16 protein-coding genes are annotated in these 13,449 nt (G+C 30.1%); 6 read left to right on the top strand and 10 right to left on the bottom strand.

Annotated elements, in window-relative coordinates; translation table 11 throughout:
* Nucleotides 1-2: 2 nt before the first annotated feature.
* The 6 genes from ACZ5VL_RS04305 to rpsU all read right to left on the bottom strand — a co-directional run bounded on the left by ACZ5VL_RS04305 (nucleotide 3) and on the right by rpsU (nucleotide 5,551).
* Nucleotides 3-2,333, bottom strand: a complete 2,331-nt coding sequence (locus ACZ5VL_RS04305) for a tetratricopeptide repeat protein (RefSeq protein ID WP_464197657.1) — start codon at nucleotides 2,331-2,333, stop codon at nucleotides 3-5.
* Between the two features lie 7 nt (nucleotides 2,334-2,340).
* On the bottom strand, nucleotides 2,341-3,585 hold the full coding sequence (serS, locus tag ACZ5VL_RS04300) for a serine--tRNA ligase (protein WP_464197655.1): 1,245 nt from the start codon (nucleotides 3,583-3,585) through the stop codon (nucleotides 2,341-2,343).
* A gap of 74 nt (nucleotides 3,586-3,659) precedes the next feature.
* Nucleotides 3,660-3,956, bottom strand: coding sequence for a hypothetical protein (locus ACZ5VL_RS04295; RefSeq protein ID WP_464197653.1), 297 nt, complete (start codon nucleotides 3,954-3,956; stop codon nucleotides 3,660-3,662).
* Nucleotides 3,957-4,017: 61 nt separating this feature from the next.
* Complete coding sequence (locus ACZ5VL_RS04290; protein WP_464200203.1) at nucleotides 4,018-4,623, bottom strand: UPF0323 family lipoprotein; 606 nt, start codon at nucleotides 4,621-4,623, stop codon at nucleotides 4,018-4,020.
* 7 nt (nucleotides 4,624-4,630) lie between these two features.
* Nucleotides 4,631-5,287, bottom strand: coding sequence for a DNA-binding protein (locus tag ACZ5VL_RS04285; protein WP_464200202.1), 657 nt, complete (start codon nucleotides 5,285-5,287; stop codon nucleotides 4,631-4,633).
* Nucleotides 5,288-5,338: 51 nt separating this feature from the next.
* On the bottom strand, nucleotides 5,339-5,551 hold the full coding sequence (rpsU, locus tag ACZ5VL_RS04280) for a 30S ribosomal protein S21 (protein WP_033917069.1): 213 nt from the start codon (nucleotides 5,549-5,551) through the stop codon (nucleotides 5,339-5,341).
* A 255-nt stretch (nucleotides 5,552-5,806) separates the two neighbouring features.
* On the opposite strand from rpsU, the gene moaC reads away from it, so the two are divergent.
* From moaC to ACZ5VL_RS04255, 5 genes are read left to right on the top strand one after another with little or no spacing between them, the layout of a single operon-like run.
* Nucleotides 5,807-6,280, top strand: coding sequence for a cyclic pyranopterin monophosphate synthase MoaC (gene moaC, locus ACZ5VL_RS04275; RefSeq protein ID WP_464200201.1), 474 nt, complete (start codon nucleotides 5,807-5,809; stop codon nucleotides 6,278-6,280).
* Nucleotides 6,267-6,515 carry an HP0495 family protein gene (locus tag ACZ5VL_RS04270; protein ID WP_464200199.1) on the top strand — a complete coding sequence of 83 codons (249 nt, stop codon included), beginning with the start codon at nucleotides 6,267-6,269 and terminating at the stop codon, nucleotides 6,513-6,515. Before moaC ends, ACZ5VL_RS04270 begins: the two co-directional genes overlap by 14 nt.
* Nucleotides 6,516-6,524: 9 nt before the next feature.
* Nucleotides 6,525-7,736 (top strand): hypothetical protein, encoded by a 1,212-nt coding sequence (locus ACZ5VL_RS04265; protein WP_464200197.1) that lies wholly within the window; start codon nucleotides 6,525-6,527, stop codon nucleotides 7,734-7,736.
* Complete coding sequence (locus ACZ5VL_RS04260; protein ID WP_464200195.1) at nucleotides 7,733-8,551, top strand: universal stress protein; 819 nt, start codon at nucleotides 7,733-7,735, stop codon at nucleotides 8,549-8,551. Before ACZ5VL_RS04265 ends, ACZ5VL_RS04260 begins: the two co-directional genes overlap by 4 nt.
* 13 nt (nucleotides 8,552-8,564) lie before the next feature.
* Entirely contained in the window at nucleotides 8,565-9,581 is a 1,017-nt protein-coding gene (locus tag ACZ5VL_RS04255) for a bifunctional 3,4-dihydroxy-2-butanone 4-phosphate synthase/GTP cyclohydrolase II (RefSeq protein WP_464200193.1), read from the top strand.
* On the opposite strand, the gene ACZ5VL_RS04250 is transcribed toward ACZ5VL_RS04255, so the two are convergent.
* The gene (locus ACZ5VL_RS04250; RefSeq protein ID WP_464200191.1) at nucleotides 9,574-10,026 is read right to left on the bottom strand and encodes a methylated-DNA--[protein]-cysteine S-methyltransferase; all 453 of its coding nucleotides are present in this window, start codon (nucleotides 10,024-10,026) and stop codon (nucleotides 9,574-9,576) included. The genes ACZ5VL_RS04255 and ACZ5VL_RS04250 overlap by 8 nt on opposite strands.
* A gap of 81 nt (nucleotides 10,027-10,107) precedes the next feature.
* Here ACZ5VL_RS04250 and ACZ5VL_RS04245 point away from each other — a divergent pair, with 81 nt between their 5' ends.
* A complete protein-coding gene (locus ACZ5VL_RS04245; RefSeq protein ID WP_464200190.1) occupies nucleotides 10,108-10,866 on the top strand; it encodes a TSUP family transporter in 759 nt (252 codons plus the stop codon).
* On the opposite strand, the gene ACZ5VL_RS04240 is transcribed toward ACZ5VL_RS04245, so the two are convergent.
* Genes ACZ5VL_RS04240 through ACZ5VL_RS04230 form a run of 3 tightly spaced genes read right to left on the bottom strand, consistent with a single transcriptional unit; the run spans nucleotide 10,863 to nucleotide 13,271 of the window.
* On the bottom strand, nucleotides 10,863-12,692 hold the full coding sequence (locus ACZ5VL_RS04240) for a heavy metal translocating P-type ATPase (protein ID WP_464200188.1): 1,830 nt from the start codon (nucleotides 12,690-12,692) through the stop codon (nucleotides 10,863-10,865). The two genes, ACZ5VL_RS04245 and ACZ5VL_RS04240, sit on opposite strands and share 4 nt — an antisense overlap.
* Nucleotides 12,693-12,914: a cation transporter gene (locus ACZ5VL_RS04235; protein WP_464200186.1), complete on the bottom strand. Its 222-nt coding sequence runs from the start codon at nucleotides 12,912-12,914 to the stop codon at nucleotides 12,693-12,695.
* 12 nt (nucleotides 12,915-12,926) lie between these two features.
* Nucleotides 12,927-13,271 carry an ArsR/SmtB family transcription factor gene (locus ACZ5VL_RS04230; RefSeq protein ID WP_464200184.1) on the bottom strand — a complete coding sequence of 115 codons (345 nt, stop codon included), beginning with the start codon at nucleotides 13,269-13,271 and terminating at the stop codon, nucleotides 12,927-12,929.
* Nucleotides 13,272-13,449: the final 178 nt, after the last annotated feature.

The following is a 13,449-nucleotide window of genomic DNA, read 5'->3' as shown; positions in this document are numbered from 1 at the left end:
CCCTATTCAATATCTAAAATAAAAAAGTTGCTTATAAAACCACTATTTCCAAGTCTATCATACTGATTTATGGAAGCTTCCATATTATTAATACTATGATAAAGCATAGCAAGAGGAACTCGATTTTGAGGATCATTTGGATTAGTAACACGTGCTAGTTCTAGCATTGCTATAGCATTTTCTAGCTGATTTGCCCCCACACTAGCAACAGCAGCATAAAATACCAAAGAAGCATCTGTAATCCCATATGTATTTATAAGCCTATTATAAATAACATAGGCCTCATCAAAGTTATTTGCATATATATCAACATAAGCTAATGTTTCTAGTAAATTTACAAATTTATCACTATTTGCTGAAACCATCACTAGATTTTTAAGATCTGCTCTAGCTTTGTGTATAAAGCCAGAAATTTGAAGAAGTTTTATAAACTGCTCTTTTACAATATAAGGACCATAGTAAAACGAGTTAAGATCAAATTTTGAATTTTGCATGCTAATTTGAGCACTTTTTGCATAAGACTTTATATCTAAGTTATGGTTTATAGCCACAAAATTTATTATATTTGCCATAATGTCATTTGGTAATATTGAGTTTAATTCAGCTGCTTTTTTGATAAATTGATCTTCATTTTGGGCAAGATTTGCCACCATTGTCTCAAAAAATACATTTAAAGCAGATCTTTTTTTAGGTAGTTCAGACCAACTAATAAGAGCACTTGTATTATCTAAAGTAAGATGAAGAAGAACTGGGGCTATATCATCTGGACTTAATTTATCATCGTTTTGCATTCCTTCACTAACTTCACTCATAAGCTTTGGAACTTTTTCCTTTAAAATATCATTGCAAATTATAGCAAGCGCACCTGCTGTATGGTTTTTAGGATTTAAATGATAACTACTTGTAAAATACTTAGCTGCATTTTTAAAGTCTTGCAATTTTGCGTAACTTAAAGCTAGATTATAATGCACAACTGCATGTTGTGGATATAATTTTAAAAGCTCAGCAAATTCTTTATTTGCTTCTCTAAGTCTATCATCAAAGGCTTTTGCAATGCTTGAAGAAAGCATAGAATTTACTTTCGAAAGAGTACTTGAATTACCAAGATATTCTTGTGCACTTTGGACATTTTCAAGCGATAAATTTATAGCACCTTTTCTAGCAAAATCTATAGCTTGATTTACGTCAAATACTTGGTAAGGTACAAAATAAAATATCATTTCATATCTTTTTAATTTATCATGAAACATATCTTTTTCGAAGCTATTTTGAGCTATATTGATATCAAAAAGTTTAGGATTTAAGTTTATACCGACACTATAAAGTTTATTTGGTAAATTTTCATCAATTTGGGTTAGTTCTTTCAAAAGACTTGCTGCTTCTTTATAATATCCAATTTTTACATTTACTATAGCTAGTGCTGTTGAAATCTTGCTTCTATTTGGTTCGCTTATTTGAGCTCTTTTAAGATACTCTTTTGCTTCATTAAATTTACCTATCTTAGCATACAAAAGACCTATAGTAAAATTTGAACTAAACTCGTTTTGGTTTTGGAGATAATAAATTGCTTCTTCTTCTCTTCCCAAAAAAGTTAATATTTTAGCTTTTAAATAATTAAATTTGCTTTTATATTGGTCGTTTTTAGTATGATCTAGGACTTTTAGAGCTTCATAATAAAAACCATTGTAATAGTTTATAAGAGCAACATAGTAATTAAAAAGTGGTGAATCTGCTTCATTTACCAAAAAAGAGTGAGCTAAATTCAAAAAATAATCAAAAGAGTCATTTTTTCCAAGTTCAAGCGAACAAGCTGCAGCATTTAAAGCACTAACCGTAGCATTATCTATATCATTTATAGCTTTTTTAAATGATTTTATGGCTAATTCACAATTATTTTGATGCATTTGTGATACACCAAGATTATAATTAGATATCGACTCATTATAAGTAGAAATGTCTTTATAAATTTTAAGCGCTTCTAACTTATTGCCTTTTTCATAAAGAGAATTAGCTTTTTTAATCATATCATCTATTTTATTTGGAGCAAATTTTGCAGTATTGTATACTGGTTGTTCTATCTTTTTTTGAGGATCAGGCGCTTTTACTTCTTTATCTTTTCTTGGAAAAGCAAAATACAATATGAGGACTACAATTATAACTAACAAAATTATAGAGCCTATTATAGAGCCTATCAAAATATTTTTTTTGTTGTTTTTTGTTTTTGGCGTATCTTCTTCGCTAGTCTCTTCTTTGCTTTTGTTTATATCATCAAGTGGCGTCAAATCATCACTATCGCCAGCTTCGAGTATTACGATATTTTCTTCATCAGCCATAAACTACCTACATGTATTTTTGTAAAGCTTGTGGAATTTCTATACTTCCATCTGCTCTTTGATAGTTCTCCATTATAGCAATCAGTGTTCTACCAACCGCTAAAGACGAGCCGTTTAGCGTATGAGCTAAAATATTTTTCTTACCATCTTTGTAGCGAATTTTTGCTCTTCTTGCTTGAAAATCTCTTGTGTTTGAGATAGAACTTATCTCTCTATATCTATTTTGACCAGGCAACCAAACTTCAAGATCAATTGTCTTTGCTGCACTAAAGCCAAGATCGCCACTACAAAGCATCATATGACGATGCGGCAAACCAAGCGAAGTTAGCAAATCGCTTGCACAATTTATCATTTCTTCAAGTACAGCTTCGCTTTCATCTGCTTTTGTTATACTAACAAGTTCAACTTTTTCAAATTGATGTTGTCTTATCATTCCCCTGGTATCGCGTCCTGCTGAACCTGCTTCTTTTCTAAAACAGTGACTATAGCAAGTCATTTTTATTGGCAAATTTTCTATATCTAAAATTTCATCATTATATAAATTTGTAACAGGAACTTCGCTTGTTGGTATTAAATAAAGCTCTTCTTCTTTTATCTTATAAAGATCTTCTTCAAATTTAGGAAGTTGTCCTGTACCATAAAGTATCTCTGGTCTTACTAAAAAAGGAACATTCATAAGCTCAAAACCACGAGATGTATTAAAATCTATCATGTAGTTTACTAGCGCCCTATTTAATCTTGCTCCTTCGCCTTTTAAAACAGTAAAACGACTTCCTCCAAGCTTTGCACCACGCTCAAAGTCAAGCCATCCAAGACTTTCTCCTAGTTCAAAATGCTCTTTTGGAACAAAATCAAACTCTCTTGGTTTTAAAACTTTTTTTATCTCTACATTCCCATCTTCATCTTCACCAAATGGAACATCATCATCTATGATATTTGGTATAGAACAAGCTATTTTATCAAGCTTAACTTCAATATCTTTTACTAAATTTTCGCCATCTTGAATTTTTACTTTATTGCTAGCAAGCTCATCTTTTAGTGCACTTATATCTTCGCCACTTTTTGCTTTTATACCAAGTTCTTTGCTTTTTACATTTTGGAGTGCTTGAAGAGATTCTAAATCCTGTTTTTTAAGTTTAAGCTCATTATACAAATCAAGCAATTTTTTTAACATTTCTGGATTTGTTTTTTTTGCTTTTAGTTTTTTTGTAAATTCATCAAAATTTGTCTCAATGAGTTTTAAATTTATCATTTGTTCTCCTAAACATTTTGTAAATTATATCTCTTTTTAACCTAAAATTCAAAATTCATGAGACGAAAAATGTTTTAAAGTTCGCTAAGATCTTTTGCTATCTTCAAAGATTTTTTAAAAAGTTTACTTTGTTCAGCTTCATCAAGATTACCAAAAAGTATTTGATTTCTTATTAATGCAAGATCAAATTGTTTAAACATCTTATCTTGCTCTTTTAAATCCTGCTTTAGCTTTTCGTTTATTTTTTTCATTTCATCATTTTGTTTAGTAATATTATCTAACATCTTACTAAATTCATCATTTTGCTTTATGATTTCGCCAAGTTTAGCAGTAGTATCTACACGGTTTAAACTATCTTTTATAACCATCATTTTACACTCCTTGCTTTTTAATGTATTTTATAAACCAAATAAAGCAAAAGGCATTCCAAATTTAAGATCCATAACTACCAGAAGAAGTACTGCTTTTACTTCCACCACTAAAAAAACCGCCTTTTTTAGAAGTAGAGCTTGAAGAAGTGGTTGCTTTTGCTTTATTAAAACTATCAACACTTCTTGAGTATGTGCTTGGATTTTTATAAGCTGTTTGTCTGTAATTATTATAAGCTGTGTTATTAAAAAGCTTATTGCCTATCCAGCCTCCGATAATAGCACCAGCAGCACTTGCAAGTATTGCTTCTCCTAAAGATAATCCACCACTATGAAGCTGTGCATTTTGATTAGTTAGTGGGCTAACCCCAGCATCTATTTTTGCATTTTCTTCAGCTATCAAAGCATCCATCTCTTCTTTTGTAAGAACTTTTTCTGTGCCGTTTATATCTTTTAAAACAATTCTCGTTTCTTTACTAGGAAATTCTTCTTGAATTTTGTATTTGCCAGGTTCAGTTTCTTCAACTATAACAAAAGCACCTTGCATAGCTTGATTTTGCGAATTTATCTCTTCCTTGTGATCGCTATTACAGCCATTTAGTCCAGTTATAAGCATTGCGCCAAGTCCACCAACTGCTGCATAATTTGCTATTTTTTTAAATTTTTTCATATTGTTCCTACTTTATTTTTTTATCTCTTCTAATATAGACAATACCATTTTTCAGCTTAATTCTTTTAGAAGTATCTATCCTTGAGATTATATATTTTTTTAGTTTCTTTTCATCTTTTAAGCTAAGATTATTTATCAGACAATACGTGCTAAATTTAATCCACTTTTTGTTATCACCAAAATCATCACTCATATCATTTTTTATAATATCTTTATCTTCATAATCACTAATTTCAACATCAATTGGCGCCAAATAATCGCCATTTTGCTTTGCAAGGAGTGGTTTTTCAAGAAGAGCTAAGAAGTATTTTAACTTTTCATCTTTTTCTTTATAAATTTGTTTTATCTCTTCTTTGTTTTGAATTAAAATTTGTTCTTTTTGGTAATATAAATCATCTTTTTGCTTATGAAGTCTTGCATTTTCATCTTTAAGTTCATTTATTTCACCAAGCAAATACTCAGTAAAAAAATCATTTGTATCTGTTTTTTTCGTATTTTTTTCTATAGACTTTTTAGGTTTTTTATTAGGAGTTGAATCAAGTATGATATATTTTTGTCCGTTTTCTTCTACGAACTCTAAAGTGCCTCTTCTTATCCTATTATAAACGGCTTCTTTTGTAATACCAAGATGAGTTGCTGCATCTGCAACGCAGAGCTTTTGCATGAAGTCTCCCAATCTGTGTTAATTGGCCGCCAAATGGCGACCAACTTTGGCTTAGAGTTTTGATTCGTAGCGTCTAAGCATATAAAGACGCTTAAGCATTTTTTTACGAGCTGAAATTTTCTGTTTTTTTCTTATTTCAGTCATAGGTTCAAAAAATCTTCTAGCTCTTACTTCAGTAACAACTAGGTTTCTATCAACTTGTTTTTTGAATCTTCTATAAGCTTCATCAAAAGACTCGTTTGGATGTACCTTAACTCCTGGCACTTCCATCACCACCTTTCATAAAATTTGAGTTTTTATTATAGCTAAAAATAGTTTAAAAAAGCAAATTTACAACTTAAACAATCTGTTTATAATAAATTCAAACACTATTTATAACTAAAGAGTATTATTACAATCACACACAATTAATAAAAAACCTCCTTTTTGAATACCCTAAGATAAGAAGATTTATTCTTAGGGTTTTATTTTATTAAAACTTTTCTTTGTTATAATAGTCCTTATAAAATAAGGATGACCATGCAACTAACTCACTTAAATGAAAAGGGCAGCCCAAAAATGGTAGATGTTAGCCCTAAAGATGATACAACTAGAATTGCAACAGCAAGTGGTATTATTAAAATGTCAAAAGAAGCTTTTGAGATCATAAAAACAAATACTGCAACAAAAGGTCCAGTTTTACAAACCGCTATTATCGCAGCTATAATGGGAGCTAAGCAAACATCTCACCTTATACCAATGTGCCATCCACTAAATATCTCAAGCATAGATACGGATGTAGAAGAGCTTGAAGGAGAATTTGGTTACAAATTATATGTTAGTGTAAAACTAAGCGGCAAAACAGGCGTTGAGATGGAAGCATTAACTGGTGTAAGCATAGGACTTTTAACGATTTATGATATGATAAAAGCAGTAGATAAAAGCATGATTATAAGTGAAATTTGTTTAGAAAGAAAAAGTGGTGGAAAAAGTGGCGAATATGTGCGAAAATAAACCCAAAATCAACTATCCTTGCTTTTGGAAATACAAAATTATCCTTTCAAAAGATGAAAATGTTGAAAATATTGTGAGTTTAGTTACTAAAAACAAAGAGTATAAACTAGAATTTTCAAATTTAAGTAGTAGTGGAACATATCAAAGCCATAATCTAAGTATATTTGTATTAAATGATAGCGAGAGACTTGATATATTTAATAAACTAAAAAATAGATGTAAATTTGTTTTATAAAGGGAAAAGATGCAAAAAGATATATTTTTGAATTTTATAAATTCACACAAAAATAATGAGGATTTTAGTCTTTGTCTAAATGATTATATATTTACAATGTATAAAGATGAATTTGTAGGTGAGATCACAAATGAAGATAAGCTTACTGGTATTTTTTCTGAATTATGTAATATTGTAAAAAGTGAAAATTTACTAAATACAGAAAATTTATCAGCAATAATGGATGGTCTTTTTAGAGCAAGCATATACGAAAAAGAGCAATATTTTCATAAACTAATATATGAAAATGATCAGTTAAAAAAACAAATTTATGCCCAAGGTAAAGACATAAGAAACTCTCTTGTAAATATATACAAAAATATGGAAAATGAGTTTAAGCAAAGTGATAATCCAGATAAATTTATGATTTTAGATGTAATAGACCAAAAACTTATAGGTGGTTTGGAGATTTTGGGCATATTAAGGGAAACAGCTGAATCTGCATTTTTAACAACCATAGAAAATGGTGAAGATGTAGAAGATACAGCATATGAAATAAGCAAACATATATCATATCTAACAATTATAGAAGGTGAATTTAAAAAAGAAAGAATTCTAAATATCTCAAAAATAATTATAAAAGCAGCGACTGGGGTAGCAAATGAAAGCAAAATTCATGCAAGTCCTCTTATAAAAGGTGTAATAAATGGAAATAAAGATGGTATTTTTAAATCTATAGAAAAACTCCGCGATGAGATAAAATTCGCACCAAAAGAAGTAAATGAGGGACTAGTTAATACTATAAAAGAACTTCAAAATATAGAAAATGATTTTATAATCCTTCTAAAAGATATAGTTTTAATATCTGAAGAACCATCAAAATCTATTATCGAAGATATATTACAAAACAGTTTAGATACTTATACAGCTAAATTTATAAGACTTACAAACGAGACAAAAGAGTTAATATTCTCAAAAATAGACGAACTTAAAGAAAATGAAAATATCGAAGAACTTACAAAAAAAGCTAATGAAAAAATGCAAACCTTAAAACAAGAGTTAAGCAAAAAAAGCTTTAAGATATTTAAAAATTTAGAAGTACAAAAGCAAGAATTTGATAAATTTGAACTTGAAAATAAGAAAAATGAGATAACTACAGAAGCCAAAAAGCTTGGAAATAAAATTTATGATGGTGCAAAAAATTTGCTAGAACAAACAAAAGAAAGTTTTAAAAGAAAATGAAAAAGATTATAGCTTGCGTAGATGGTAGCTCGCTTAATAAAAGCGTATGTGAGAGCGCGATAAATATCGCTAAGATGCTAAATTTAAAAATTTATTTTTTAAATGTAAATGAGGTCTTGCAAGATTATGCTTCATCATTTGCTATGATGGGTATTATGGATCCGATACATCAGTATCATGTGGATTATGAGATTGTAAAAGAGTTAAATGATAGCAAAGATAGAGCAGATAATCTTGGCAATACTCTTGGTATGTATAATAAATTTGCAATAAACTCCGGTCTTCAATCGCAAGTTATCCAAGAAGAAGGCGATCTTATCGCGAAAATACAATCTTTATGTGATGATGAAAGTATACTTGTTATAGGAAATAGCGTTAGCTCAAATGAAATAAGTAAAAATCTATTTGATATCATAAAATATGCAAAATCCCCTATCTTCACAGTTAGCTCAATTTTAGACAAAGTAGAGAAAGTTTTGATAGCTTATGATGATTCAAAATCAAGTATAAAAATCTTTGATTTTGTTTGTAGAAATTATCCAAATACACAAAAATATATTTTAAACCTCAACGATAGCAAAGAAAAAGCGGATGAGATATTAGCAAAAGCAAAAGAATTGCATAATGATGAAAATATGAAATTTTTAAGTACAAATGGTGGTGTCGATGAAATGCTTGAGCTTGCAAAACGATACGATATAGACTTGATAGCTTGCGGTGCGTTTAACTCAAATCCTATAAAAAGATTTTTCTTTGGTAGTTTTTCTACTGAACTCATAGAAGAATCAAAGCTACCAATTGTAACAATTTCATAAAACAGGGAAAATTATGACTTTAATTAGCGTAGAACAAGCAATAGAAGATATAAAACAGGGAAAAATGCTTGTCATGGTTGATGATGAAGATAGAGAAAATGAAGGCGATATAGTTTTTGCAGCGACTTTTAGTGACACAGAAAAAATCAACTTTACCATAACTCATGCAAAAGGCGTTTTATGCACACCAATAAGCGAAGAAATAGCTAAAAAGCTGAATCTCACACCTATGGTAAGCTCAAATACATCATCTCACGAGACCGCTTTTACAGTAACAATCGATGCAAAAGAAGCAACTACTGGTGTTAGTGCATATGAGCGCGATATGACAATAAAACTTATGTGCTCTCCAACTACAACTCCTGAAGATTTTGTGCGTCCAGGGCATATTTTTCCACTCATTGCAAAAAATGGTGGTGTACTTGTAAGGACGGGTCATACGGAAGGTTGCGTTGATCTATGTAAATTAGCTGGGCTTATGGAAGTTGCTATATGTTGCGAAATAATAAAAGATGATGGAACTATGGCAAGAAGAGATGATTTGAAGCTATTTTGCAAAAAATTTGGACTAAATATGGTTGCAATTTCTGATATCGTAAAATACAGACTCCAAAACGAAACTCTTATAAATGTTGATAATCCAGTAGATACACTATTGTGCGGATATAATGTAAAAAAATATGAGATAAAAGACCATTTAAGCAGAACTCATTTTGCTTTTGTTTTTGGATCTCTTGATAAAAGGTGCGTTGTTAAGTTTGAAAAAATATCATCTAATGTGGAATTTATGTCAAGTAAAAAATATGATGACCTTACAAAAAGTCTAGAAATTTTAAATCAAAAAGGCGGAATTTTACTATTTTTAGATGATGGTAGGGACAGTAAAAATCTTATAAAAGATTATGGAATTGGTGCTCAAATTTTAAAACATTTTGGTATCACACAAATCGACATGATTAGCTCAAGCTCTAAAAAAGAATTTGTAGGAATAAAAGGCTTTAACTTAGATATCGTTTCATATATTAACTAAATTTATTTTCCAAGTTTAGTAAAAATTTCTTTATTTCCAAGCCACCACTATATCCACCAATAGAGTTTTTTCTAACTATTCGGTGGCATGGTATGATGATAGGAATTTTATTTTTGGCATTTGCGTTGCCAACAGCCCTTTGAGCTTTTGGATGATTTATCAACTCCGCTATATCACTATAAGTAGCAGTTGTGCCATACTTTAAGCTAAGAAGTGCATTATAAACAGACATCTCAAAATCACTTCCTCTTATATGCAAATTTACACTAAATTCTTTTAAATTTCCACTAAAATAATCCTCTAATTCTTTTATGCACTTTTTTAAATGATGATTTTTTACTTCTAAATTTAAAAAATCTTTTTTAAAATTTATCTCGCAAATTCCTATATCATCAGCTAAAATTTCTAAATTCCCAATAGGCGTGTGCATATAAACTTTTTGCATATTTATCCTTTTTTATAAATTTATTTAAATTTATATTTAAATGAGCTAAAATATTTGTTAAATTTAAAAAAGAAGTAAACAATGGAATTTGAACTTTGGCAATTTGGAGTATTTTTTGCGGCTGCATTTTTAGGTGGCTTTATAGATGCTATAGCTGGAGGGGGTGGTCTTATCTGCTTGCCAGCACTTTTGGCCATGAATGTTCCTCCACATGTTGCGCTTGCTACAAATAAACTTCAAGGAAGTTTTGGCACTTTTACAGCTGCTGCAAATTTTTGGGCAAAAGGCTATATCGATAAAAAAGAGATAATAACTGGTATAATCTTTACTTTCATAGGCGCATGCACAGGAGCGCTACTTGTGCTATTTATAGATGCAAAGTTTTTAAACTATATCATCCCATTTTTGCTTATTGGCATTTTTATATATACTATTTTATCTCCAAATTTAGGCAAAGAAGACGTGCAAGCTAGAATGTCACCAAAGCCATTTTATATCATTTTTGGATTTATTTTAGGCTTTTATGACGGGTTTTTTGGCCCAGGAACAGGTTCTTTTTGGACATTTGCGTTAGTTGGGCTACTTGGGCTTTATATGAAAAAAGCAGTTGCTCATACTAAGGTTTTAAATTTTGTTTCAAATTTTGTCTCTTTGATTGTTTTTATACTTGGCGGGCAAATACTTTGGTTGGTTGGCTTTATCATGGCAGTTGGACAAATACTTGGCGGATATTTTGGCTCAAATTTTGTTATGAAAAAAGATGTAAAGTGGATAAAAACAATATTTTTAACAATTGTCGCCTTAACAATTTTAAAAATTATTTATGGATTCATCTTTTAAATCTTTTTAGCATAAGCAAAAACTCTAAATGAGTTTAGTATAGCAAGCACAGTAACGCCTACATCTGCAAATATTGCAGCCCACATTGATGCAAAGCCAAAAACAGCTAAAATCAAAACTAGCACTTTTGTACCTATGCTAAATATGATATTTTGATATGACACACTTATGGTTTTTTTAGCTATTTCCATAGCAATTTTTAACTTGCTTAAATGATTATCAAGCAATACTATATCGCCAGCTTCAATCGCAGCAGGGCTTCCAAACATCGCTATACCAGCATCTGCTCTTGCTAGAACTGGAGCGTCATTTATGCCATCGCCAATATAACAAAGAGTTTCATTTTTTGCTTTTTTATCCATCAAATTTTCTAAAATTTCAACCTTTGTCATAGGCGAAAGCTGGGCATAAACCTCATCTATGCCAAGCTTAGTAGAGACGATCTTTGCTGAACTTTCTTTATCGCCTGTAAGTATGGCTGTTTTTATGCCTTTAGTTTTTAGATACTCTATAACCTTTATAGCATCATCTCTTATCTCATCTTTAAATGTTATATATCCTGCAAACTCGCCATTTATTGCTATAAATGTTGAAGTTTTATCAATATTTGGTAAAGCAAAATCTTTTAATAAATTGGCATTTCCTACTAATACATCAGCGCCTTTGATATTTGCTTTTATCCCAAACCCAGGGAGTTCTTGAAGATTTGAAACCAAGCTTTCATCTAAGCTTATATTCTCATTTTTTGCATATTTTATAAGTGAAATTCCAATAGGATGTGATGAATAAAGCTGCGCTAAAATAACATATTCTACAATATCATCTTTATTAAACTTCCCTACACTTACTATCTCATCAACTATAAAATCACCTTTTGTAAGCGTTCCTGTTTTATCAAAAACAAAAGTTTTAGCTTTTGAGAGTACCTCCAAAAAATTACTTCCTTTTACTAAAATTCCTTTTTTGCTTGCTGCTCCAATTCCTCCAAAAAAGCTAAGCGGTACAGAGATAACAAGCGCACAAGGACAAGAAACTACCAAAAATATTAGCGCTCTATAAAGCCATTCTTTAAACTCGCCCACAAAAAATATCGGAACTATAGCTATAAAAACAGCTATACCAACTACTATTGGAGTATAAATTCTAGCAAACTTAGTTATAAATTTCTCTTGTTTTGATTTTTTAGATGTAGCATCTTCTACAAGCTCTAGAATTTGGGCTATGGTTGAGTTTTCAAAAGTTTTAGTAACTCTAACTTCTAAAAGCCCATTTGTATTTACATATCCGCTTATGATTTCATCGCCACTTTTAAGCTCTTTTGGGATAGGCTCTCCTGTTATAGCAGCTGTATTTAATGAGGATGCCCCACTTATTATAACACCATCAAGTGGCACTTTTTCTCCAGGTTTTATAATGATGATATCGCCTACCTTAATATCATTTGGATCAACTTTTTTATGCTCACTATTACTTAGCTTTAAATTTGCATACTCTGGCATAAGCTTCATAGCTTCTTTTAGTAAATTTCTTGATTTATTTAACGAATAATCCTCAAAAGTTTCTCCTATCTTATAAAAAAGCATCACAGCAACAGCTTCTAGATGCTCTCCTATAAAAAAAGCTCCTAATGATGCTACGCTCATTAAAAAATTTTCATCTAAAAATGATCTATTTGTTAGAGTTTTTATACCATTTAGCAAAACCTTATGCCCTACTATAACATACGCAATAGCTAAAAAAACCATCTTTAAAGTGGCATAGTGGATAAAAAAAGAAATTATAATGAAAAAGATACTAATAGCTATGAAGCTTATCTCTTTTTTCATTTATAGAATTTCCATAATTGTATTTGGTTCTAATTTAGTTATAATCTCTTGGCACTCTTTTAAAATTTCATGTTCTTTGTTCTCATCGAAATCTATCTTCATTTTTGTACTCATAAAATTTATACTAACACTCTCAACTCCATCTATCTTTGAAATTTTATCTTCCATTTTAGCTGCACAGTTAGCACAATCTAAGTTTTTAAGTAAAAATTTTTTACACATTTTTTTAACCTTTTATTCATTTATGTGAATCAAACTTTGATTCAAAATAGAGCTTATATGCTCATCTTTTAGACTATAATACACAACTTTCCCATCGCGCCTACTTTTAACAAAATTACCTTGTTTTAGAACTCTTAGCTGATGAGAGATACTTGAACTACTCATACTTAAAAGTGCTGCTATATCACAAACGCACATTTCGTTTTTACTTAGAGCCCATAGAATCCGAACTCTTGTACTATCACCAAAAACTTTAAAAAAATCAGCCAAGCGCTCTAAACTATCATCATTTGGCATAGTTTTTATGACATTTTTAATGATTTCCTCATGTATTACAGTAGTTTCACAAAAATCCAAATTTAATCCTTTAAATTTAACTAATCAAATTTACATATGAATAATTGTTCATATGTTTGAGAGAAATTATACTTATTTTGAAAACCATTGTCAAGTATAATAAATATTTTTAAATATATAAAAAAATAACATTTATATTTATCAAAATTTTAAAGTGCTTGTGTTAGAATTAAACTAC

This window comes from Campylobacter sp. GTC17093, from assembly GCF_055397635.1.
This window is presented reverse-complemented; position numbering and strand designations above follow the sequence as displayed.